The sequence below is a fragment of the Tabrizicola sp. genome, from assembly GCF_041913445.1.
In the GTDB taxonomy this organism is placed as follows: Bacteria; Pseudomonadota; Alphaproteobacteria; order Rhodobacterales; family Rhodobacteraceae; genus Tabrizicola.
This window is the reverse complement of the sequence record NZ_JAYSFG010000009.1, coordinates 1-22,874: the sequence shown is the minus strand read 5'-3', so window position 1 is coordinate 22,874 and position 22,874 is coordinate 1. Positions and strand designations below refer to the sequence as shown.

The window sequence follows — 22,874 nt, the reverse complement described above, 5'->3', positions numbered from 1 at the left end:
CCCCCGCGGGGCCTGTCCACGGGTCAGCCTTTCGCTCAAGGAAAAAAGGCGTCTAGCGCAGGACTTCCACAGCGTCGCCGTTGCGGATCAGGCCGTCCTGCTCGATGGAACAGAGGACGCCGCGCAGGCGAAGCGTCGGGTGCGCACGGACCCAGTCAAAAGCGGCCTCGCCGTGGCGCACCTTCCACTTGGTGCAGGCGTCGTTCCAGACCTCGGAGACGCGCAGGACCGCCGTCCCGACCCCGAGCAACGTGCCGGTAGGCAGGTTCGCCTCGGTCATGTCGAGATCGCAGACGAAGGTATCGCCGGGATGGACCACGTTCTCGCGGTCTCGCCAGATAAGGTCCAGCACCCGGCGCGGCAGGATCGAGACCTGGATGCCGGGGTGGCCGCTGCCATCGGGAAGCTTGAGCCAGGGGGTAGTGCCCCAGCGTTCGCCGGGAATGCCCTGCGCCTTGGTGACCGTGATCTCGTCGACAAAGCGGCGCTGACCAAAGTCGGGACGCAGGCACAAAAGTTCGACCGCGCTGCCGGTTTTCGGTGCGGACAGCACCCCCGGCAGCGCGGCCATCAGCTCGTCATGGGTGACGTGACCGGTCACTCGTCCAGCACATCGCCGGAGTCTTCCCCAGCCATCGTGAAGTCCAAACCGTTGGCAGCGCGGATCTTGTCCTCAATCTCCAGCGCGACGGAGGGGTTCTGCTTCAGGAAGGACTTGGCGTTCTCACGCCCCTGCCCGATGCGTTCGTCCTTGAAGGAGTACCAGGCGCCCGACTTCTCCACGACGCCGGCCTTGACGCCGATGTCGATGAGCTCGCCAGTCTTCGAGATGCCTTCGCCATACATGATGTCGAATTCGATCTGCTTGAAGGGCGGCGCGACCTTGTTCTTGACGACCTTGACGCGGGTGGTGTTGCCGACGACCTCTTCCCGGTCCTTGATCGCGCCGATGCGGCGGATATCGAGGCGGACAGAGGCGTAGAACTTCAGCGCGTTGCCGCCGGTGGTCGTCTCCGGGTTGCCGAACATCACGCCGATCTTCTGGCGGATCTGGTTGATGAAGATCACCATGCAGTTCGACCGGCCGATGGAGGCGGTGAGCTTCCGCATCGCCTGGGACATGAGGCGCGCCTGGGAGCCCATCTGCATGTCGCCCATGTCGCCTTCGATTTCCGATTTCGGCACCAGGGCCGCGACGGAGTCGACCACGACCAGGCTGACCGCGCCGGAGCGGACCAGCGTATCCACAATCTCCAGCGCCTGTTCGCCGGTGTCGGGCTGCGAGATCAGAAGCTCATCCAGGTTGACGCCCAGCTTCTTGGCGTACTGCGGGTCGAGCGCGTGTTCGGCATCGACGAAGGCGCAGACGCCGCCCTTTTTCTGTTCCTCGGCAACGACGTGCAGGGTCAGCGTGGTCTTGCCCGAGCTTTCGGGCCCGTAGATCTCGATGATGCGGCCTTTGGGCAGGCCGCCGATGCCAAGCGCGATGTCGAGACCCAGCGAGCCGGTCGAGGTCGCCTCGATCTCCATCGCCGGGCTGTCGGCGCCAAGGCGCATGATCGAGCCTTTGCCGAACTGCCGTTCGATCTGCGCGAGCGCGCTTTCCAGCGCCTTCGACTTGTCCATATCCCGCTTGCCCCCGAGGTCGAGAAGGTTAGCCACCGCCATGTCGTTCTCCTTATTTCATAGCCGCATGATGGCGGCAACCACGCCCTGTGTTCCCCAAGTGTTCTTGCACTTATGCAAACAAAAAGGGAACATTTCAACTCAAATCTCGCAGTGGCAGTTTGGGCGCGGTTTGGTTAAGGGAGTATTGACGAAAGCCCGGGACAACCGGGCGCTGTGCGGGTTTTTTGGGGGAAAGGGCCGGTCATGCTGGTGTTCTGGGAGCAGAGGCTTGCGTTTCTGGCCACACCCAAGACCGGGTCCACGGCAATTGCCGCGGCGCTCGAATCGCTGGCGGCGGTGTCGATCCAGCGGCCTCCGCTTCTGAAACATACGACGGTCCATCGCTATCGGCGGTTCATCGGACCCTTCCTGGAGGCCGCGTCGAAGGATACGTTCACCGTGGTCGCCCTGATGCGCGAGCCGGTGGACTGGCTGGGGTCGTGGTACCGCTTCCGCCAGCGCGAGGAGACCGACGCGGGGAAGTCGACGAAGGGGATGAGCTTCGACGACTTCGTGCAGGCCTGGTGCGAGGACTCGCGGCCGGACTTCGCGGACGTGGGCAGCCAGGGCAAGTTCCTGCGGCCCCGGCAAGGGGTCGGGGTCGACCGGCTCTTCCGCTATGAGGAGATCGACAGCTTCGTCCATTTCCTGGAGGAGCGGCTGGACTGCGAGATCACCCTGCCCCGCCTGAACGTCTCTCCCCCCGGAGCGACCGAGCTGACCGCCGCGACCGAGGCGCGGCTGCGCGAGGTGGCGGCCGAGGATTTCGCCCTTTACGCGACGCTGATCCCTTAGGCGCGGGGTTGCCGGTCGGGTGTTCGGGGCATGACAGGCGCGTGGAAAGCGGCTACCTTTGCCGGCAAGGGGCCTTGAGACCCCAATGAGGCATGAAAGGGCGGTAAAGATGACCGACATGATGATGACGCGGCGCGGGCTTCTGCTGGGGGCGGGGGCTTTTGGGCTTGCCGCCTGCAACAACGGGATCGGGTCGAACGGGGCGAGCCAGATCGAGGCGAGGGTCGCGGCGACCGAGGAGTTCCTGTTCAGCCAGTATCCCGGGACGCGCGACCTGGCGGGCCGGGCGGCCGGTGTCCTTTACATGCCCCTGATGACCGAAGTTGGCGCCGGGTTCGGCGGGGCCTTCGGGCGCGGCGCGCTGCGGATACAGGGGGCGACGGTCGACTACTACTCGGCCGCCAAGGGCTCGTTCGGGCTGCAGATCGGGGCGCAGCAGTATGCCCATGCCCTGTTCTTCATGTCCCCCGAGGCGCTGGAATCCTTCCGTCGGTCGTCGGGCTGGGCGGCGGGGGCAGACATCCGCTATGCCTCGCCCGAGGAAGGGGCCTCGATCGGCAAGCAGACGACCGAGCTGGACGAGGTGATTGCGATGGTCTTCGGGCAGCAGGGGCTGATCGCGGGGGCCTCGCTGGCCGGGATCAAGTACACCCGGATCATTCCCTGAAATCTGTCCACGGTGGACATTTTCGGATTGTTCAATGACGTCCGCACGTTAAGCGCGGACGTTAACTTTTTGGAAAGGGTGCAGAGGTGGGGTGGAACCCCACCCTACTTCAGGCGCCGGATCAGGCTGGAGGTGTCGTTCCGGCCCCCGCCCATCAGCTGGACATCCTTGTAGAACTGGTCGACCAGGGCGGTGACGGGCAGCCGCGCTCCGATCTCGTCGGCGGTCTGAAGACAGATGCCAAGGTCCTTTCGCATCCAGTCCACGGCGAAACCGAAGTCGAACTTGTCCTGAAGCATCGTCTTGTGGCGGTTGACCATCTGCCAGGAGCCCGCTGCCCCCTGGGAGATCACCTCCACCACCTTTTCACCGTCCAATCCGGCCTTCTGGCCGAAAGCCAGCGCCTCGGACAGGCCCTGCATCAGGCCAGCGATGCAGATCTGGTTCATCATCTTGGCAAGCTGCCCTGCCCCGCTTTCGCCGATCAGGCGGCAGATGCGGGCGTAGGCGGCCATCACCGGCTCGGCCTTTGCATAATCCTCGGGCGAACCGCCGCACATGATGGAGAGCTGCCCGTTCTCGGCCCCCGCCTGCCCGCCCGAGACCGGCGCGTCGACGAAATGGAGGCCAAGCGCCGTGGCCTCGGCGGCAAGCTTCCGGGTGATCGTGGCCGAGACGGTGGTGTGGTCGATGAAGACCGCGCCCTTCCCCATGCCGGAGAACGCGCCGTCCGGGCCGGTAGCGACCTGGGCGAGATCGTCGTCGTTGCCAACGCAGGCCATCACGAATTCGGCACCCGTTGCGGCCTCGCGCGGGGTGACGGCGGCGCGGCCCTTGTGGCGGGCGACCCAGGCTTCGGCCTTGGCGGGCGTGCGGTTGTAGACGGTGACCTCGTGCCCCTTGGCGGCAAGATGCCCGGCCATCGGGAAGCCCATGACTCCCAGCCCCAGAAATGCAACTTTCGCCATGCGCGCCCCCCTGCTGTTGCCCTTGATCCAAGCTTGGACTAGGAACCGATCGCGTTCCCGCCGTCAAGGACAGCACCGATGTTGACCGCCTTCCGCTGGCTGATCCGGATCGTTTCGGGGGTGATCGCCCTGGGGGTCATCCTCGCCCTCATGGCCTATTACATCCTGTCGCGGTCGCTGGTGGACTATGACGAGGACTTCACCGTCCCCGGGATCACCGCCCCGGTCGAGATTGTGCGCAACAACGACAACGTCCCGCATATCTTCGGCAAGACCGACGAGGACGTCTATTTCGCCCTTGGCTTCGCCCACGCGCAGGATCGGCTGTGGCAGATGACGATGCTGCGGCGGACGGCGCAGGGGCGGCTTAGCGAGCTGTTCGGCCCGGCCACGGTGAAGGTCGACGAGCTGATGCGGCGCTATGACCTTTACGGACTGGCGCTGCAATCGGCCGAGGTGCAGGACGAGGCGACGACGCGGGCGCTGGAGGCCTATGCGGCCGGGGTCAATGCCTGGATCGGCGAGGTCAACAAGGGCGCACGGGGGCGCGGCGCGCCGGAATTCTTCCTGTTCGAGCCCGAGATCTCGGTCTGGGCGCCGGCGGATTCCATCGCGATCCTGAAGCTGATGGCGCTGCAGCTGTCGAGCGCCTTGCAGACCGAGGTGCTGCGGGCGCGGGTGTCGCTCCTGTTGCCGGACGAGCGGCTGGCCGACATCCTGCCCGATGATCCCAGCCAGGGCGTCGCGGCCCTGCCCGACTATGCCAGTCTGGTGCCGGGCGTGCCGCCCTTGATGGCACCGGTCCACTTCGCGATGGGGCCCTTCTCCCCGGTCGCCGAGCCGGGGATGGCGGGGGCGTCGAACTCCTGGGCGGCGATGCCGGAACGGTCGGCGGCGGGCGGAAGCCTTCTGGCCAACGACCCGCATCTGGGGCTGACGGCCCCGACGATCTGGTATCTTGCCCGGCTGGAGCTGGCCTCGGGTGGGGTGATCGGCGGGACGATCCCCGGCGTTCCCGTCGTTCTGGTCGGCCGGTCGGACAGACTGGGCTGGGGGCTGACGACGGCCTATGTCGACGACCAGGACGTGGTGATCGAAACGCTGAACCCGGACAATCCCGAGGAATACCAGACCCCGGACGGCTGGGCGCGGTTCGAGAGCCGCCAGTCGATCATCGAGGTGAAGGATGCCGAGCCGGTCACGGTGACCCTGCGCTGGTCGCGGAACGGGCCGATCCTGCCGGGGGGGCATTACGAGCTGGGCTCGATCACGCCAGCGGGCCATGTGGCCGCGATCAGCTGGACGGCGCTGTCGGGCGAGGACCGGTCGATCAGCGGGGCGATGGCGCTGATGCGGGCGGGAAGCATCCCCGAGGCGCTGGAGGCGGGCCGGCAGGTGGTGGCCCCGGCGCAAAACCTGATGCTGGCCGACGGGACGGGCATTGCGCTGCAGGTCGTAGGCGCGCTGCCCGCGCGCGATGCGGGCCACCCGTCGCAGGGCCGCTTGCCGGCACTGGGATCGGATGCGCGGGTGGGCTTCAAGGGCGTGCTGCCCTACGAGGACAACCCGAGGGTGGTGAACCCGACCTCGGGCCTCTTGGGCAACACCAACAACAAGACGGTGGACCGGCCCTTCCCGATGCATGTGAGCTTCGACTGGGGCGATACGCAGCGGATCCAGCGGTGGCTCACGCTGATGAAGGCGCGCGAAGTGCATACGCGGGAAAGCTTCATCGAGGCGCAGCTCGACACGGTGAACCCCACGGCGCGGTCGCTTCTGCCGCTGATCGGGGCGGACCTCTGGTTCACCGGGGAGGCGGCGCCCGAGGGCACTCCGGAACGTCTGCGGCAGCGGGCGCTGATCCTGCTGGCGGAATGGAACGGCGAGATGAACGAGCATCTGCCCGAGCCCCTGATCGCCGAGGCCTGGCTGCGGGCGCTGATGAAGCGGCTGATCCAGGACGAGCTGGGCGAGATGTCGGAGACCTTCACCCATATCTCTCCGGTCTTCATCGAGCGGGTCTACCGCAACGTGGGCGGGGCCAGCGTCTGGTGCGACGTGATCCAGTCGGCGGCGGTGGAAAGCTGCACCGATATCGCGCGGATCGCTCTGGACGAGGCACTGTTGCAGCTGACCGAGCGGTATGGCGCCAACCTGGAAAGCTGGCGCTGGGGCGATGCGCACCAGGCGACGCATGACCACCCGGTCCTGGGCGAGGTGCCCTTCCTCAAGTATTTCGTGAACATCCGGCAATCGACCAGCGGCAGCGACGACACGCTGATGCGGGGGGTCACGCGGGGTGAGGGGCCGGAGCCCTATCAGAACGTGCACTCCGCGGGGTATCGGGGGGTCTATGACTTCGCCGACCCGGACAGTTCGGTCTTCATCACGGCGACGGGCCAGTCGGGCCATCCGCTGAGCCGGCATTACGACGACCTGGGCGAGCTTTGGCGGCGGGGCGAATATATCCCGATGTCGCTTGACCCGGAGTTGGCGCGGGCGGCAGCGGCGGGGGTGATGGTACTGACACCGGAGGGACAGTGACCGGGGTTCCGACGCTGCGCACGGCGCGGCTGGTGCTGCGGCAGGCGGTCTGGGCCGATCTGGAGGCCGTGCACCGCTTCATGTCTGACCCGCGCGCGATGCGCTACTGGTCGCGGCCCGAGCATGAGACTCTGGAAGAGACGCGGCATTGGCTGGGCTTCCTGGTGGACCAGGCCCCGGACGGCCGCGACTGGCTGGTCGAGAAGGACGGCGCGGTCATCGGCAAGGCCGGGGCCTGGGCTTTGCCGGAGATCGGCTTCATCCTGCATCCCGACCATTGGGGCCGGGGTCTGGCGCAGGAGGCGATGGGCGCGGTGATCGGGCATCTGGAGGCGGAGTTTCCGGGGATCGGGCTTACGGCGGAGGTCGATCCGCGCAACGGGCCCTCGCTGCGGCTTCTGGCGCGGCTTGGGTTTCGCGAGACGCACCGGGCCGAGCGGACCCTTCTGTGGAAGGACGAATGGTGTGACAGCGTCTACCTTGCGCGGTCCCCCGGGGAGTGACCTTCGCACGTGGGTCGGAGCGGTTTTCAAATGGAGCGGCATGCGCCGCAAGCCTTTTGTCTCGCGCTTTTGCGTGAAGGACGCAAAAGCGCTCGGGAGCCTCCGTCGGGGATGTTTGGGACATGAAATGATCAGGTTCGCCGTGTTCGGGTGAACGTCCAGGTGGCCGTGGCGAGGAGGAGCAGAAGGGCGACAGGCGTGTGAACCGGGTGCAGGAAGAGGGCGCGCAGGGGCTCGGACCAGCGCCAGGTCGTGCCGAAGTCGACCGCGAAGGGCTCGATCATGACCATGGCGGCCCAGAGCCAGAGGAAGGCGATGGGTGGCAGGGCGAGCCAGCGGAGGTGGAAGCGGCGGGCGAGCGCCGCCACAAGCGGGATGGGCAGGGTCGTGGCAAGTGCGGTCAGGGCGAGGTCGGGGACTGTCACCGTGAGGCCGGGATGGAGCGGGAAGCCTTGACCCAGGTAGTCGCCGGGAATGCCGAGAAGCGCGTGGAGGAGAAGCGTCCCGGCGGCGGCGGCCCAGAGGGCGACAAGGCGAAGGATCATCGCTCCCCCTGCCCCGGTTTGTGCCCCTGGCAAGTCGCGGATGCCTCCGGCGGGGATATTTGAGCAAAGATGAAAGCGCGGGAGTTGCCGGGAACTGGGTCCCGCGCGGGTGCGGGCACCGTGGGAGTGTGACGGGGACAGCGGTTCAGGGGCACGTGGGATCGGCTGGGAACGGAGCGCGCGCTGAGCCGGTCGCGTCGCCGCATCGGGTCAGATACGGCGGAAGCGGTTCTGTTGGCGGGCGGTCCAGCGGACCGTGAGATGCCAGCCGTCCTCGGCCTCGGTCTCGTCCTGCACGACGTTCTGGTCATGGAGCCAGGCGCGCTTGCGGCCGTCGGAGAAGGGGATGGTCAGAGCCGCCTCGGTCCGGTCGGCGTCCAGCGTCGCGGTGATGAGCGTGAGTAGGCGGTCGACGCCTTCGCCGGTCAGGGCCGAGACGGGAAGGACGCGGGGGCGTTGGGCTGCCTGGGCAGCCAAGGCCTCGCGCTGGGAGGCATCAACGAGGTCGAGCTTGTTCCAGACCTCGATCTGCGGCGTATCCTCGCCGACGCCAAGCGAGGTCAGGATGTCGGCCACGTCGGCGGCCTGTTCGACCGTCTCGGGGTGCGAGATGTCCCGGACGTGGAGGATGAGGTCGGCGGAGAGCACCTCTTCCAGGGTAGCGCGGAAGGCAGCGACGAGTTGGGTGGGCAGGTCCGAGATGAAGCCCACGGTGTCCGACAGGATGATCTTCGCGCCCGAGGGCAGCGTCACACCGCGCATGGTGGGGTCGAGCGTGGCGAAGAGCATGTCCTTGGCCAGGACCTCGGCCCCAGTGATGCGGTTGAAAAGCGTGGACTTGCCGGCGTTGGTGTAGCCGACGAGGGCCACGATCGGGAACGGCACCTTGGCGCGGGCGGCGCGGTGGAGCTCGCGCGTCTTGACCACCTGTTCCAGCTGGCGGCGGAGGCGGACCACCTGGTCGTCGATGGCGCGGCGGTCGCTTTCGATCTGCGTCTCGCCCGGGCCGCCGACGAAGCCGAACCCGCCGCGCTGGCGTTCGAGGTGGGTCCAGGCGCGGACAAGGCGGGTGCGCTGGTAGCTGAGGGCCGCGAGTTCGACCTGCAACACACCCTCGCGCGTGCGGGCACGGTCGGCGAAGATTTCCAGGATCAGCGAGGTCCGGTCGAGAAGCTTGACCCCCCATTCCTTTTCCAGGTTGCGCTGCTGGACCGGCGAGACCTGCCCGTCGACGATGACGAGGTCGATGTGGTCGGTCTTGAAGCGGGCCTTCAGCTCTTCGACCTTGCCGGACCCAAGGAGCGTGCCGGGATGGGTGCGCGCGAGGCGGACGACTTCAGAGCCCTGGACGTCCAGCTCGGGCAAGGCGGCGGCAAGGGCCACGGCCTCGGCCAGCCCATGTTCGGGCAGGCGGCGCGCACTGGCGGACTTCAGCGCCGGGTGCAAGACATAGGTCCGCGTCGGCTGCGCGGCAGTGTCGCGCAGGCGCTGGCCCTCACGTTGCGGAATGAGGTCGTCGTCGTCCTGAGGCTCGCGGGAGATCAGTCTTCCCCTTCGTAGAGGCTGATCGGCGCGCCCGGCATGATGGTGGAGATCGCATGTTTGTAGACGAGCTGCGATTGCCCGTCGCGGCGCAGAAGCACGCAGAAATTGTCGAACCAGGTGATCACGCCCTGCAGCTTGACACCGTTGATCAGGAAGATCGTCACCGGGACCTTTGCTTTGCGGACATGGTTGAGGAAGGCGTCTTGCAGGTTTTGCTTGTCAGCGGCCATCGTTGTTGTGCCTTGTTTTTCTATCGCTTCACTGTCGCGTCGTGGTCGTTCTTCGTTGCCCTGTTCCTGCCGCTTGTCACGGCTGATCCGAGTATGAAGTGCCCGGGCGGGAGTTTCCAGCGCAAAAATCAGGCTGTTAGGGGGCGCAGACTAGCTGCGGCCGCGACCGGGCAGGATGAGCGCGAGAAGCGCCAGCGTTTCCAGCCGGCCGACGACCATCGCGATGCCCAGGATGATCTTCACGTGATCGCTGAGGTCCTGATAGGCGATGGGGTCTGCGGCACCAAGCTCGGCCAGCTGTCCGGTCGTCGTCAGGGCGGCAATGGCGAGGACCATCGTTGGTTCAAAATCCACCCCGGCCAGCAGCAGGAGGGCTGCCACCACGGCGATGGAGGTGGCGAAGAGCATGAAGAACACCCAGGCGAATTGCGCGCCCTCGCGCCGCATCCGGCGGGCGTCGGGTCCGCCCCGGCCGATGGAGTTCGGGTGGATGATCTTTTCAAGCTCGCGCTCGCCGTGGCGCAGAAGCGCGTAGACGCGCAGAAGCTTCACGCCCCCCGCTGCCGTGGCAGTCCCCCCGCCGATGATGGCGAGACCAAGGAGCACCAGCCCGGGCGTGCCGATGCCCGACCATTCGGCTGCGGTCTGCCAGTCCGACGAGACATAGCCGGTGGTGGTCAGGAAGGACGTGGCGGTGAAGAGGATGCCCCAGAACGAGGGCAAGGCTGCCTGGGCGTCGCCCTCGGTCTCGGTGGCGACGAACCAGTGGCGCAGGAAGAGGATCAGCGTCACGGTGAGGACAAGAAGGGCGGCAAGGCGCAGCTCGGGGTCCTGCAGGAGCGGGCGGCGGTTTTCGGCCAGGCGGGTGCCGGGGAGCGCGCGGCGGGTGATGGCGAAGGCGAAGCAGAGGAAGATCAGCATCTCGCCCGCAACGCCGGAGCCTGCGTCCTGGAAGGCGGTGCTGCCGGTGATGCCCGAGGTCGAGAGCGTCCCCATCGCATGGATGAGGGCAGAGATGCCGCTTTCACCCAGGACCAGAAGGCCGCACCAGAGGAGGAAGGTGATGGAGCCGTAGACGGGGAAGAGGAGAAGCGCGAAGCGGGTCAGGCGGAAGGCCGGGTCGGCGGCACGGGCGGCCTGGGCCGTTCCGACCCCGGTGCGACCCGGGACGCGGCCGGAGGAGACCTCGGTGCCGCCAAGGTTCAGCGGCGCAAGGATCGCATAGGCCGCGAGGATCACGAGGAAGCCGCCGAACCAGCCCACCGTGGCGCGCCAGAGATGGATGGGGTCGGCCAGCCGGTCGGGCGGGTAGACCGAAGCCCCCGTCGTGGTGAAGGCCGAGATCATCTCGAACCAGGCGTTGACCATGGAGGTGTCGGGCAAGGCCTCGCGCAGGGGAAGTGCCAGGGCGAAGGGAAGGACGGCATAGGCCAGGACCAGCGCCGCGAGGTGGCTGCGGGAGGGATCGCGGGGCGAATAGGCGGCCGTGGCGATGCCAAGCATCACGGTAAGGACCAGGAGGATCAGCGCGGAATAAAGGAAATCGCGGGCATGTTCGTGGTCGTTCACGCCGATGGCATAGACCGCCGGCACCAGCGCAATGACGCCCGACAGGCCGAGCAGCACGACCAGGAGCGGCAGTTCTGCCAGCCGGGCCAGCATCAGAAGAAGTCGATCGAGACTTGCAAGAGGCGCTCGACCTCGGGCACGTCCTTGGCCATGGCGAAGAGCGCGATGACGTCGCCGGTCTCGATCCGGAGATCCCCGGTGGGTTTCAGGACCTTGTCGCCCTTCATCACGGCCCCGACGAGGACGCCTTCGGGAAACTCGATGTCGCGGACGAGGCGGCCGGCCAGGGGCGAGGTCGACAGGACCTGCGCCTCGATCATCTCGGCCTCGGCATCGCCAATGGAGTAGACGGCGCGGACGCGGCCGTGGCGGATGTGGCGCAGGATCGACGAGACGGTGGTGGCGCGGGGGTTGATGTAGGCGTCGATGTCGAGCGGCGCCATCAGGGGCGCGAGGGTGGGGTCGTTCACCAGCGCGATGGTCATCGGGCAGCCGGCCTGCTTGGCGCGGACGGCGACGAGGAGGTTCGTCTTGTCGTCGTCGGTCACCGCGAGGATCGCGTCGGCCCGGTCGATGGAGGCTTCCATCAAGAGGTCGATGTCCATGCCGTCGCCGTTGAGGACGATGGTGCGCTCCAGCCCGTCGGCGGCGGCTTCAGCTGTGGCACGGTGCTTTTCGATGATCTTGGCGCGGATGCGGTCGGTCCGGGCCTCCAGCGCCCTGGCGACCGCCAGACCCACGTTGCCGCCGCCCACGATGACCACGCGTTCCTGCTTTTTGGTTTTCTTGCCAAAGATTTCCAGGGCGCGGTTCACGTCCTCGAAATGGGTGAAGACGTAGATCTGGTCCTCGGCATAAAGCTGGTCGCCGGGGTCGGGCGCGAACAGGCGATCCTCGCGGCGGATGCCGACCACGATGGCGCGGAGGGTGGAGAAGAGCTCGTTCAGCTGGCGGAGCGGGGTGTTGAGGACCGGGCACTCCTCGGTCAGCTGGATGCCGAGGAGCTGGGCGCGGCCGTTCATGAAGCTTTCGGTGTCAAAGGTGGCCGGCGCGGCAAGGCGCTGGAGCGCGGCCTCGGCCACCTCGCGTTCCGGGGAGATCACCACATCGATGGCCAGGCCATCCTGGTTGGTCAGGTTGCCGTAAAGCGGGTCGAGGTAGTTCTGCGCCCGGATGCGGGCGATCTTGCGGGTGACGTTGAAGACGACATGGGCCACCTGGCAGGTGACCATGTTCACCTCGTCCGAATGGGTGGCGGCGATCAGCATGTCGGCATCCCGCGCCCCGGCCTTGGCGAGCGTGTCGGGGTGGCTGGCGAAACCCACGACGCCCTGGACGTCCAGAGTATCGGTCGCGCGGCGGACGAGATCGGCGTTGGTGTCGACAAGGGTGACGTCGTTCTTCTCGCCAGAGAGGTGCCGGGCGATCTGCCAGCCGACCTGCCCCGCCCCGCAGATGATGACCTTCATCCGTTTCCCCGCGTTCCGCCGTCTGCGCCTGAATGTCAGATCGGGGCCGGAGGGTCAATGATCGGGGGCAAGGGCAGCGATGGCCTCAAGGCAGGCGGGGAGGTCGGTCAGGACGTCGCGGTTCGGCAGAAGGAGAACGCGGAAGCCCTTCTGGGAGAGCCAATGGTCACGCTCGATGTCGCGCTGGGAGCCCTGACCGGACCCGTCGGCTTCGATGATGAGGCGGTGGTCGGCGCAGTAGAAGTCCGCGATGAAAGGTCCGATGGGAACCTGACGGCGGATTTTCAGACCCAGAAAGCGGCGGTTGCGCAGCGCGGACCACAGGGCACGCTCGGCTGGGGTCATCTTCCTGCGCATATGCCTTGCGCGGGCCTTGGACAGGTCGGTCTGCTGCATGGATGCCCCCTCACCCTGACCCTCTCCCCCGGCGGGGAGAGGGGACGCCTGGGGCGAGCGTTGCGCATCTACGGTAAAGGTCCGGTTAACCCGACAGCGGCCGAGACGGGCGAATTTGCGGTGGGCAGGCTGGTGAATGACCTTTGCCACCGGGCGCAACAGGTCCCCTCTCCCCCCCGGGGGAGAGGGTTAGGGTGAGGGGGAGAGGCGCTACTCCTCGAACTCGCCGAACCCCCTGCCCCCGCGCGTGGAACCGACGACGCCCAGCGACTTCAGCTTCCGGTGCAGGGCGGAGCGTTCCATGCCGACGAAGCTGGCCGTGCGGCTGATGTTGCCGCCGAAGCGGTTGATCTGGGTCAGGAGGTATTCGCGCTCGAACAGCTCGCGCGCCTCTCGCAAGGGAAGGGTCGCGATGGTGCCGGAGAGGGAGAGGGCGCTTTCCGCCTCGGCCTTGGGTTCGTTGCCGGGGATCTCCGACGCTTCGATGGGACCGGTCCCGTCGCCGAGGATCAGGATACGCTCGATCACGTTGCGCAGCTGGCGGATGTTGCCGGGCCACGGCAGCGTCTGCAGGACGGTGTCGGCCTCGTCCGACAGGGTGCGGTTCGGCAGGCCTTGGGTCTTGTGGAACCAGTCGATGAAATGGCGGGTCAGTTCGGGAACGTCCTCGCGCCGGGCGGAAAGCGAGGGGACGGCGATGGGCACGACGTTCAGGCGGTCGTAAAGCTCCTGGCGGAAGCGGCCCTGACTGATCTCGGCGCGCAGGTCGCGGCAGGTGGAGGAGATGACGCGCAGGTCGACGCGGACCTTGTCGGCGCCGCCGACGCGGGTGAACTGCTGTTCGGTCAGGACGCGGAGGATCTTGGACTGGGTGCCCAAGGGCATGTCGGCGACCTCGTCGAAGTAGACGATCCCGCCGTGGGCCTGTTCCAGAAGGCCGGGTTCCACGCCGCGTTCCGGGGTCTCGCGGCCGAAGAGGACCTCTTCCATCCGCTCGGGCTCGATGGAGGCGGAGGAGACGGTGATGAAGGGGGCTGCCGCGCGGTTGGAGTTCATGTGGATATAGCGCGCGGCCATTTCCTTGCCGGTCCCCGGCTCTCCCGCCAGCATGACGCGGGCGTTCGACTTGGTCACCTTGTCGAGGTTCCCTTTCAGCGTCTTGAAGGCCAGCGAGGAGCCGACCATCTCGGCCGAAGTGACGTCGCGGCGGCGAAGCTCCTGGTTCTCGCGGCGCAGACGGCTGGTTTCCATCGCGCGGGCTACGACGACCATCAGCTGGTCGATGTTGAAGGGTTTCTCGATGAAGTCGTAGGCGCCCTGCTTGATCGCGGCGACGGCGATTTCAATGTTTCCGTGACCGGAGATAATCACCACTGGGATGTCAGGATTGTCGCGTTTCACCGTCTTCAGGATGTCGATTCCGTCCATCCGGCTGTCCTTGAGCCAGATGTCGAGGATCATGAGGGATGGCGGATCGGCGTTGATCTCGGCCATGCAGTCGTCGGAATTGGCGGCAAGGCGGGTCTGGTAGCCCTCGTCCCGCAGGATGTCGCCGATCAATTCGCGGATGTCCTGTTCATCGTCGACGATGAGAATGCTCATGACTGGGCCTCTTTCTCGGTGGGCTTTTCGGCTTTGAGAGGAATGTGGGTGCGCGAGCGTTTGCGGAGGGCGCGGGGCAGCCGGATCTCGGCCATCGCGCCGGGATGGTCGTTGCCGCCGAAGACGGGGGCGTCGAGAAGCGCGAGCGAGCCGCCGTGTTCCTCGATGATCTTCTTCACGATGGGCAGGCCAAGGCCGGTCCCCTTTTCGCGGGTGGTCACATAGGGTTCGAAAAGCCGCGCGCGGTCAGGGGGCAGGCCGGTGCCGTTGTCGCTGATCCGGATCACCGCTTCGGTCTCGTCACTGGAAAGTGCGATGCGGATTTCCGGTACGAAGCCTTCGGGCTTTGATTTTTCCTGATAGGATTCAATCGCTTCCCCGGCGTTCTTTATCAGGTTCGTCAACGCTTGTCCGATCATGGTGGCGTCGAGGTCAAGGTGGAGCTCTTCGTCCGGGATGTCCTTGACGAAGCGCACGCCGGGCTGGCCGTTTTCCTGCAGAAGAACCGCGCCCTTCAGAAGCGCGACGAGGTCGCAGTCGCGGCGGTCGGGTTCGGGCATCCGGGCGAACTTGGAGAATTCGTCGACGATCCGGCGCAGGTCGTTGGTCTGGCGGACGATGACGTCGGTGTATTGCTCCAGGTCCTCATGGTCGCGGACCTGGGTGGCGAACTTGCGCTTGATGCGTTCGGCGGAAAGCTGGATGGGCGTGAGCGGGTTCTTGATCTCATGCGCGATCCGGCGGGCGACGTCGCCCCAGGCGGCCATGCGCTGCGCGCTGACGAGGTCGGTCACGTCGTCGAAGGCCACCACGTAGCCCTCGAGGTCGCCGGCTTCGGACCTGCGGGTGGACATGCGGACGAGGAGGCTTTCGAGCTTGCCCTTGCGGGTCAGGCGGACCTCTTCCTGGACCGCGTTGGTGCCCGCGTCGCGGAGCCGGTCGAAGAGAGGTGCAAACTCCGGGACGGCGGCGGCCAGCGGCATGTCGGACTGGCCGTCAGCGAAGTCGAGCAACTTCTCGGCAGCGCGGTTCACGAAGTCGATGTCGCCATCGGGATCAAGGCCGATCACCCCTGCGGTGACGTTCGACAGCACGGAGTCGAACAGCCTCCGCCGGGTTTCGGTCTGGGCGTGGCTTTCGACAAGCGCCTCACGCTGGCCTTTCAGCTGGCGGGTCATCTGGTTGAAGAGACGGCCCAGGGAAGCGATCTCGTCATCGCCCTCTTCTTCGGTGACCTGCACGTCCAGGTCCCCGCCCCCGACCCGTTCGGCGGCCCCGGCCAAGCGACCCACGGGGCGCGACAGGCGTTCGGCGAACCAGAGGCCCAGCCAGATCGCGGCCAGGATCAGGATCATCGCGAAGCCGAGGTAGATCAGGCCGAAGTTGAACAGAAGCCGCCCGCGTTCGGATTCAAGCTGGTTGTAAAGCTGGACGGTTTCCTGCGTTTCGTCGAGCAGCGACAGGATCGAGCCGTCCACCGTGCGGGTGACGTAGAGATAACGGTCGGTGTAGCTTTCCAGGAAGATCAGCGCCCGGAATTCGTTGTTTGACCAGTCCGGGATCAGGACCGTGTTCCCCTCGCGCGCAAGACGCAGGTGGTCTTCGGTCAGGGGTTCGAAGTCGAAAAGGTAGGACCGTTCGCCGCGTGTCTTCAGCGCGCCGGTCCCGTCTACCAGGTAGGCCTCCTTCAACCCGCGCTGGATGACCTGCTGCGCCTGGGACAGAAGGGGGCGCAGCTGGTCGTCGCGCAGGAAGGGCGTGCGGCGCTTGGCGTCGTTGAGGTAGCCCGCGAGCGTCACTGCGTCGGCAGCCAGGTCGTCGCGCTGCACCGCCTCGTAAGCCTGGGCGGCCGAGAGCGAGGAGCCGACGACCGACCGCACGCGGTCCGAGAACCAGCCCTCGAGACCGATGTTGATCGACAGGACCGCGAAGACAGCGACGAGGACCGTGGGTATCAGCGCGATCAGCATGAAGACGCCCGAAAGCCGCAGGTGCAGCCGCGACCCGGCGGATTTGGAGCGGCGATCGGCGATCAGGCGCACGACGCGGGCCAGGACGAGGGCGGCGATGACGAGGACGTAGATCAGGTCGGCAAGAAGGATCAGCCGCAGGACCGGCGAGGCGGCGCTGGTGTTGATCGAGCCGAGGGCGAGGAAGGTCGCGACGGCGAGGACGGGGCCCAGGAAAACAAGGCCAAGCGTTACGGCCGTCTGCACCCTGCGCTGCCGCCGCAGCCGGGAAAAGCGATGCCAGACATCCCTGCGAACGGCCTGATCCACCCTGCCCCGCGCGTCACCCGGTGGTATGTCCACCCAGCGCCACTATATCTAGTTGAGTGCCCGGGTGAAACCGGAAAGACACATTCAATGTGGCTGATCTACATCAACTTGCGGCGACGGGTCACGCGGATGTCGAGATCGGTGATCTTCTTGCGCAGGGTGTTGCGGTTGATGCCCAGCAGGTCGGCGCATTTCGCCTGGTTTCCGGCGGTGGCATCGAGCGCGATCTCGATCAGCGGCAGCTCCACCTCGCGCAGGATGCGCTGGTAGACGCCGGGGGGTGGCAACTGGCCGCCATGCAGGTCGAAATAGCGTTTCAGGTGGCGCGCGACCGAGGCGGAAAGCTTGTCGCCGGACCCTGCCCCGGCCATTGGCTCGGGACTGGGTTGCTGGCCCAGAACCTGCTCGACCTCGGCGCGGGCGATGTCGGTCTCGGAGGCGGTCACCAGAAGGCGCCGGATGGTGTTTTCCAGCTGGCGCACGTTGCCGGGCCAGGAATAGGCGCGGATCAGGTCGCTTGCGCCTTGCGACAGGCGGCGGACGGTGCCCAGGTCGCGCTCGCCCCGGGTAAGGAAATGTTCGGCGAGAAGCGGGATATCCTCGACCCGTTCGCGCAACGAGGGCACATGCAGCGTGACCCCGCCAAGGCGGTAGTAGAGGTCCTGGCGGAACTGGCCGGCTTCCATGCGCGAGGAGAGGTCGGTCTGGCTGGTGGCCATGACGCGGGGTGCCTTGTCCCCCAGCATGTCAAGCATCCGCACCACCCGGGCCTGGGTGTCGGCGTCATAGTCCGCGACCTCGTCGAAGACGATCGACCCGCCGCGCGCCCGGGACAAGAGGCTGGCCGGGCCGTCCACGCCCTGCAGGTCGGCAGCCTGGGCCACGACGAAGGGAAGCGTGCGGCGGTCCGAGAAATCGTGGATCGCGCGGGCGATGAGCGACTTGCCGGTGCCGGATTCTCCGGTGATGAGGACGGCGAGTTCGGTGTTCATCACGCGGGCGACAAGGCGGTAGAGCGCCTGCATCGCCGGGGTCCGGCCGACGAGCGGCAGGTCATCCCCGGCCTCGCGCGCCGGAACCACGACCTTGGGCGCGCGGCGCTTCTGGTCCAGCGCCTTGGCCGAGCGCTTCATCAGGTCGGGCAGGTCGAAGGGCTTCGGCAGGTAGTCGAAGGCCTCGGCCTCGGCGGCCTGGATCGCGGTCATGATGGTGTTCTGCGCCGAGATGACGATGACCGGCAGGCCCGGGCGCATCTTCGATATCCGCGGCAGCGCGTCGAGCCCGTTGCCATCCGGCATGATGACGTCCGAGATCACCAGGTCGCCCTTACCCTCTTCGACCCAGCGCATCAGCGTCATGAGGGACGAGGTCGCATGGACCTTGCATCCTGCCCGCGTGAGAGCCTGGGTCAGAACGGTGCGGATCGTGCGGTCGTCGTCGGCGACAAGGATGGTGCCGTCCATCTAGCGGGACTCCTTCTTCTTTTCGCGGGGGGCCATGGGCAGGGACACGCGGAACACGGTGCGGCCGGGGGTGGAATCGACGGTGATCCAGCCCTCGTGGTCGGTGATGATCTTCGAGACGAGCGCGAGGCCGAGGCCAGTGCCGTTCTCGCGGCCCGAGACGAAGGGTTCGAAGATGTTGGCGGCGATGTCGGGCGGGATGCCGGGGCCATCGTCGATGATCTCGACGTTCAGGGGTAGCGCGCGGGACGGGCCGTCGGCCCGTCGGAGGCGCAGCGAGAGGTCGTAGAAGGTGTGAAGCCGGATCGTCCCGCCCGTCTTGCAGGCCTCGGCCGCGTTCTTGATGAGGTTCAGGAAGACCTGCATCAGCTGGTCGCTGTCGGCGAAGGTGGGCGGCAACGAGGGGTCGTAATCCTCGGTGATGGTCATGTGGGCAGCGAAGCCCACCAGCGCGGACTTGCGGGCGCGGTCCAGCGCGTCGTGGATATTGACGGGCTTCCGTTCCGGCGGGCGGAGGTTTCCGAACTGCTCCACCTGTTCGAGAAGCTTCACGATCCGGCGGGTTTCCTCGACGATGAGGTCGGTCAGCTCCTGGTCCTCGGGCGTCAGGTTCATCGACAGAAGCTGCGCCGCGCCCGAGATGCCGGCGAGCGGATTCTTGATCTCGTGCGCCAGCATCTCGGCCATGCCGATGGCAGATCGCGCGGCGGTCTTGGCCCCCATCGAGCGGCCGAGGCGGTCGGCCAACTCGCGCGGGGAGAGCATCAGCATCACGATGCCCGGGTTGTCGTGCATCGGGGCGAGGTGGATGGTGCACTGCAAGGGCGGGCGTTCGCCGGTCGTCACGTCCACGTCGTTGATGTTCAGGGCCGACTGGTTGGCGCGGACGCGGGCCAGCACCTCGTCCATGGGCGCGTCGATGGCGAGGCGGTCGAAGACGGGCTGGTCCTTCAGCGCCTTGGCCGAGGCGTTGAGGAAGGTCTCGGCCGCGGGGTTGGCTTCAAGGATGCGGGCCCCGGTGTCGATCAGGAGCGTGGGCAGGGGCAGAGAGGCCCAGATCACGCCCGGCACCGGGTATGGCATCCGGTAGGGCGTCATGCGGCCAGCTCCAGTTCGGCGAAGGCCTGTTCGATGAGCTGGATCACCTCGGCCGGGTCGGTGGAGGTGAGGATCGCCTCGCGCGCATGGGGGAGGCCCGCTTCCTCGAGGTACCAGCCAAGGTGCTTGCGGGCCATGCGCAGGCCAAGGTCGCGGCCATAGAAGGTGAGCATGTCCTCATAATGATCCAGGATCATGCGCCCCCGCGCGCCACCGTCGGGGATCTTCGGCGCGGGCGTGCCGTAGAGGTCATGGGCGACCTGGGCGAGTTTCCAGGGGGCGCCCTGCGCGCCGCGGCCGATCATCACGCCATCCGCGCCGGAGAGGCGGAGGGCCTCCTTCGCGGTGGCGGTGTCGGTGATGTCGCCGTTGGCGATGACGGGGATCGTCACGGCCTCTTTCACGGCGCGGATCGCGGACCAGTTGGCATTGCCCTTGTAGAACTGGCAGCGGGTGCGGCCGTGGATGGTGATCATCCGGATGCCAGCGCTCTCGGCGCGCTTCGCAAGCTCGGGCGCGTTGTGGAGCGTGTCGTCCCAGCCGAGACGGGTCTTCAGGGTGACAGGGACCTTCACGGCCTTCACCACCGCTTCGATCAGGGTCAGCGCGAGGTCGAGGTCGCGGAGCAGCGCCGAGCCGCAGAGGCCCGTGGTCACCCGCTTCGAGGGGCAGCCCATGTTGATGTCGATGATCTGCGCGCCCTGCCCTTCGACGAACTTCGCGCCCTCGGCCATCCAGTGCGGGTCGCGGCCGGCGAGCTGGACGGAGGTCGCCTGTTCGCCGAACCCGAGTTCCGCCCGGGCGCGGGCTTCCGGCTGGGCGCGCACGACCTCGGCGGAAGCCACCATCTCGCTGACCACAAGCCCTGCGCCGAAGCGGGCGACGAGACGGCGATACGGCAGGTCGGTGATTCCGGCCAGGGGGGCCAGGAAGACCGGAGGGGACAGCGAAAGCGGGCCGAGAGGCAGGGACAAAGCCTTATCCTTGTGCAGTTGATGAAGTGCTAGCCCCAGCCGGTGAAGGGACCAAGGCGGGGCGGTGCGATTATGACTGAAAAACATGCGCTGCACAAATTTTAGGCATCTGCAGGTGCGAAGCGCCAGATTGTCATGCAGGAGCGGCTGCATTACGCAAGGAGCAAAGGAAAGGCCAGCATGCAGACAGCCGTCATCATCGTCGCCGCCGGTCGCGGCAGCCGCATGGGCGGCGAAGTGCCGAAGCAGTGGCAGATGCTGGGGGACAAGCCGGTGCTGGCACACACGCTGGCGGCCTTTGCGGGAATGCGGGTGGTGCTGGTGATCCACCCCGACGACCGCGCCCGGGCCGAAGGTCTGGGCGTCGAGTTGGTCGAGGGCGGGGCGACGCGGGATGCGTCGGTCCTAGCGGGCCTCAAAGCGTTGGAGGGCTCGGGCGTCGAGGCGGTGCTGATCCATGACGGGGCGCGGCCCCTGGTGTCGCGCGCGCTGATCGACCGGCTGGTCAAGGCTCTGGAGAGCCACGACGGCGCGGCGCCTGCCCTGCCGGTGACCGATGCGCTGTGGCGCGGGGCGGAGGGGAAGGTTGCGGGCACGGTGGACCGGGCGGGCCTCTTCCGGGCGCAGACGCCGCAGGCCTTCCGCTTCGCGCCCATTCTGGCGGCACATCTGGCGCATCCGGGCGGGGCGCTGGATGATGTTCAGGTTGCCCGGGACGCAGGCCTTGACGTGGCGATCGTCGAGGGCGAGGAAACCAATCTTAAACTCACCTATCCCGGCGATTTCGCCCGGGCCGAGGCGATCCTGAAGGGGCAGTCGATGGATGTGCGGTTGGGCAATGGCTATGACGTGCACGCCTTCTGCGAGGGCGATCATGTCTGGCTGTGCGGGGTGAAGGTGCCGCATGGGAAGGCGCTTCTCGGCCATTCCGATGCCGATGTGGGGATGCATGCGCTGACCGACGCGATCTATGGTGCCCTGGCCGAGGGCGACATCGGGCGGCACTTCCCGCCCAGCGACCCCCAGTGGAAGGGCGCGGCGTCGCACATCTTCCTGGCCCATGCCATCGGGCTTGCCCGGTCGCGGGGCTATGAGCTTGGCAACTGCGACGTGACGCTGGTCTGCGAGCGTCCGAAGATCGGCCCGCATGCCCTTGCAATGCAAGCGGAATTGGCGCGGATCATGGGGGTGGAGGCAGGCCGCGTGTCGGTCAAGGCCACCACGTCGGAACGGCTGGGGTTCACGGGGCGCGAGGAAGGCATCGCGGCCCTGGCGACGGCCACGCTGGTGAAGGCATGAGCACGCTTGTCGCGACCTTCTGCGGGGCGGGATACCTGCGGCCGGCTTCGGGCACCTGGGCCAGCGCGATCACGGTGGCGCTGGCGGTGGCGGCCTATCAGGCAGGCTGGGCCCTGGCCGTGCCGGCGGGCGCGGTCCTGGCGACCGTCCTCGGCTTCTGGGCCGTCCCGCGCTACCTGGCGGCAAAGGGCGGCGAGGATCCGTCTGAAGTCGTGATCGACGAGGTTGCGGGTCAGCTTCTGGCGCTGTCCTTCACGGTGATCCCGCTCTGGCAGCACGGGGTTGCGGACCTGTTCCTTGGCGCCTGGCCCGGCTGGGTCGCGCCGTTCCTGTTGTTCCGTCTGTTCGACATCTGGAAACCCTGGCTCGTCGGCCGGGCGGACCGGATGGGGAACACTGCGGGGGTCATGCTGGACGACCTCTGGGCCGGCCTTTTCGCCGGAATCGTCTCGGTCGCGCTGGCCGGGGTCTATCACGGAGTGGTGCAGCCGTGGCTGGGGTAGATGTTCCCGATCTTCTGCGCCAGGCGCGCTATTGGGGATTGCGGATCGCCACTGCGGAAAGCTGCACGGGCGGGATGGTGGCGGCGGCGCTGACCGATGTGGCGGGATCGTCCGACGTTTTCGAGCGGGGGTACGTGACCTATTCGAACGCTGCCAAGGTCGAGCTTCTGGGGGTCAGCGAGGAAACGCTTGCCGAAGCCGGGGCCGTGTCCGAGGCCGTCGCGCGCGAGATGGCTGAAGGGGCACTTACCCGGTCGGCGGCAGATATCGCCGTGTCGATCACCGGGATTGCCGGCCCCGGCGGGTCCGAATTCAAGCCGGAAGGCCGCGTCTGTTTCGGGCTGGCGCGCAAGGGCCGGGAGACGCGCGTCGAGACCGTGGAGTTCGGTGCCCTGGGCCGCGCCAAGGTGCGCGCGGCCGCGACCGGACATGCGCTGGGGCTGCTGGTCGCGGCGCTGGACTAGGTCAGGGCGGACCGGAACTGCATCAGGGGTGCAGGGCGAAGAACTTCAGAATCTCGGAATTGGCGTCGATCTCTTGCGTCTTGCCACCCGACTGGCGCGCCTTGCGACCTCCGGGCCAATGGTGGGCACCCCCCTCGACCGTCATCAGCCGTAGCACGACCCGCCCCCGCGCCTGGTAATCGGTCACGAGGACCGCGGTCCCGTCATCCTTGCGGTCGATGCTGCGCGAGGTTTCGGACAGCACGCCTCTCCAGGGGGCCAGGAAGGCCTTCACGACCGACTCCACGGAGGAG

At 67.0% G+C, this 22,874-nt stretch carries 22 protein-coding genes; 7 read left to right on the top strand and 15 right to left on the bottom strand.

The window, feature by feature from the left end:
• Positions 1–52: 52 nt before the first annotated feature.
• A complete protein-coding gene (locus ACE3Q6_RS11850; protein ID WP_374432685.1) occupies positions 53–571 on the bottom strand; it encodes an MOSC domain-containing protein in 519 nt (172 codons plus the stop codon).
• Positions 572–597: 26 nt separating this feature from the next.
• Positions 598–1,668 carry a recombinase RecA gene (gene recA, locus ACE3Q6_RS11845; RefSeq protein ID WP_374432445.1) on the bottom strand — a complete coding sequence of 357 codons (1,071 nt, stop codon included), beginning with the start codon at positions 1,666–1,668 and terminating at the stop codon, positions 598–600.
• Between the two features lie 204 nt (positions 1,669–1,872).
• Between recA and ACE3Q6_RS11840 the strand changes: the two genes are divergently transcribed.
• Complete coding sequence (locus ACE3Q6_RS11840; RefSeq protein ID WP_374432444.1) at positions 1,873–2,463, top strand: hypothetical protein; 591 nt, start codon at positions 1,873–1,875, stop codon at positions 2,461–2,463.
• Between the two features lie 118 nt (positions 2,464–2,581).
• The gene (locus tag ACE3Q6_RS11835) at positions 2,582–3,130 is read left to right on the top strand and encodes a YSC84-related protein (protein ID WP_374432683.1); all 549 of its coding nucleotides are present in this window, start codon (positions 2,582–2,584) and stop codon (positions 3,128–3,130) included.
• A 104-nt stretch (positions 3,131–3,234) separates the two neighbouring features.
• Here the strand turns inward: ACE3Q6_RS11835 and ACE3Q6_RS11830 are convergent, their stop codons facing one another.
• Positions 3,235–4,098 carry an NAD(P)-dependent oxidoreductase gene (locus ACE3Q6_RS11830; protein WP_374432443.1) on the bottom strand — a complete coding sequence of 288 codons (864 nt, stop codon included), beginning with the start codon at positions 4,096–4,098 and terminating at the stop codon, positions 3,235–3,237.
• 78 nt (positions 4,099–4,176) lie between these two features.
• On the opposite strand from ACE3Q6_RS11830, the gene ACE3Q6_RS11825 reads away from it, so the two are divergent.
• Together ACE3Q6_RS11825 and ACE3Q6_RS11820 are read left to right on the top strand one after the other, a co-directional pair.
• Positions 4,177–6,642, top strand: coding sequence for a penicillin acylase family protein (locus ACE3Q6_RS11825; protein WP_374432442.1), 2,466 nt, complete (start codon positions 4,177–4,179; stop codon positions 6,640–6,642).
• The gene (locus tag ACE3Q6_RS11820) at positions 6,639–7,145 is read left to right on the top strand and encodes a GNAT family N-acetyltransferase (protein WP_374432441.1); all 507 of its coding nucleotides are present in this window, start codon (positions 6,639–6,641) and stop codon (positions 7,143–7,145) included. Before ACE3Q6_RS11825 ends, ACE3Q6_RS11820 begins: the two co-directional genes overlap by 4 nt.
• A gap of 131 nt (positions 7,146–7,276) precedes the next feature.
• Here the strand turns inward: ACE3Q6_RS11820 and ACE3Q6_RS11815 are convergent, their stop codons facing one another.
• The 11 genes from ACE3Q6_RS11815 to dusB all read right to left on the bottom strand — a co-directional run bounded on the left by ACE3Q6_RS11815 (position 7,277) and on the right by dusB (position 20,309).
• Positions 7,277–7,690 (bottom strand): hypothetical protein, encoded by a 414-nt coding sequence (locus ACE3Q6_RS11815; RefSeq protein ID WP_374432440.1) that lies wholly within the window; start codon positions 7,688–7,690, stop codon positions 7,277–7,279.
• A gap of 210 nt (positions 7,691–7,900) precedes the next feature.
• Positions 7,901–9,199 carry a GTPase HflX gene (gene hflX / locus ACE3Q6_RS11810; protein ID WP_374432680.1) on the bottom strand — a complete coding sequence of 433 codons (1,299 nt, stop codon included), beginning with the start codon at positions 9,197–9,199 and terminating at the stop codon, positions 7,901–7,903.
• Between the two features lie 32 nt (positions 9,200–9,231).
• Positions 9,232–9,465 carry an RNA chaperone Hfq gene (gene hfq, locus ACE3Q6_RS11805; RefSeq protein WP_008028786.1) on the bottom strand — a complete coding sequence of 78 codons (234 nt, stop codon included), beginning with the start codon at positions 9,463–9,465 and terminating at the stop codon, positions 9,232–9,234.
• Positions 9,466–9,615: 150 nt separating this feature from the next.
• Positions 9,616–11,127, bottom strand: a complete 1,512-nt coding sequence (locus ACE3Q6_RS11800) for a potassium transporter TrkG (RefSeq protein ID WP_374432439.1) — start codon at positions 11,125–11,127, stop codon at positions 9,616–9,618.
• Complete coding sequence (trkA, locus tag ACE3Q6_RS11795) at positions 11,127–12,503, bottom strand: Trk system potassium transporter TrkA (RefSeq protein WP_374432438.1); 1,377 nt, start codon at positions 12,501–12,503, stop codon at positions 11,127–11,129. The genes ACE3Q6_RS11800 and trkA overlap by 1 nt, the downstream gene beginning before the upstream one ends.
• 54 nt (positions 12,504–12,557) lie before the next feature.
• Positions 12,558–12,899, bottom strand: a complete 342-nt coding sequence (locus ACE3Q6_RS11790; RefSeq protein ID WP_374432437.1) for an endonuclease domain-containing protein — start codon at positions 12,897–12,899, stop codon at positions 12,558–12,560.
• A gap of 210 nt (positions 12,900–13,109) precedes the next feature.
• Positions 13,110–14,501, bottom strand: a complete 1,392-nt coding sequence (locus ACE3Q6_RS11785) for a sigma-54-dependent transcriptional regulator (RefSeq protein WP_374432436.1) — start codon at positions 14,499–14,501, stop codon at positions 13,110–13,112.
• Positions 14,498–16,780, bottom strand: a complete 2,283-nt coding sequence (locus tag ACE3Q6_RS11780) for an ATP-binding protein (protein WP_374432676.1) — start codon at positions 16,778–16,780, stop codon at positions 14,498–14,500. The genes ACE3Q6_RS11785 and ACE3Q6_RS11780 overlap by 4 nt, the downstream gene beginning before the upstream one ends.
• A gap of 98 nt (positions 16,781–16,878) precedes the next feature.
• Positions 16,879–18,243, bottom strand: a complete 1,365-nt coding sequence (locus tag ACE3Q6_RS11775) for a response regulator (RefSeq protein ID WP_374432435.1) — start codon at positions 18,241–18,243, stop codon at positions 16,879–16,881.
• Positions 18,244–19,341 carry a nitrogen regulation protein NR(II) gene (locus tag ACE3Q6_RS11770; protein WP_374432434.1) on the bottom strand — a complete coding sequence of 366 codons (1,098 nt, stop codon included), beginning with the start codon at positions 19,339–19,341 and terminating at the stop codon, positions 18,244–18,246.
• Positions 19,338–20,309, bottom strand: coding sequence for a tRNA dihydrouridine synthase DusB (gene dusB / locus ACE3Q6_RS11765; RefSeq protein ID WP_374432673.1), 972 nt, complete (start codon positions 20,307–20,309; stop codon positions 19,338–19,340). Before dusB ends, ACE3Q6_RS11770 begins: the two co-directional genes overlap by 4 nt.
• A 186-nt stretch (positions 20,310–20,495) precedes the next feature.
• On the opposite strand from dusB, the gene ACE3Q6_RS11760 reads away from it, so the two are divergent.
• The 3 genes from ACE3Q6_RS11760 to ACE3Q6_RS11750 are packed head-to-tail and all read left to right on the top strand — an operon-like array spanning position 20,496 to position 22,581.
• Positions 20,496–21,614 (top strand): bifunctional 2-C-methyl-D-erythritol 4-phosphate cytidylyltransferase/2-C-methyl-D-erythritol 2,4-cyclodiphosphate synthase, encoded by a 1,119-nt coding sequence (locus ACE3Q6_RS11760; protein WP_374432433.1) that lies wholly within the window; start codon positions 20,496–20,498, stop codon positions 21,612–21,614.
• Positions 21,611–22,117, top strand: coding sequence for a phosphatidylglycerophosphatase A (locus ACE3Q6_RS11755; RefSeq protein ID WP_374432432.1), 507 nt, complete (start codon positions 21,611–21,613; stop codon positions 22,115–22,117). Before ACE3Q6_RS11760 ends, ACE3Q6_RS11755 begins: the two co-directional genes overlap by 4 nt.
• Positions 22,105–22,581: a CinA family protein gene (locus ACE3Q6_RS11750; RefSeq protein ID WP_374432431.1), complete on the top strand. Its 477-nt coding sequence runs from the start codon at positions 22,105–22,107 to the stop codon at positions 22,579–22,581. The genes ACE3Q6_RS11755 and ACE3Q6_RS11750 overlap by 13 nt, the downstream gene beginning before the upstream one ends.
• Before the next feature lie 22 nt (positions 22,582–22,603).
• Here the strand turns inward: ACE3Q6_RS11750 and ACE3Q6_RS11745 are convergent.
• Positions 22,604–22,874, bottom strand: a 271-nt coding sequence (locus ACE3Q6_RS11745) for a hypothetical protein (RefSeq protein ID WP_374432430.1), incomplete at its 5' end; no start/stop codon positions are given.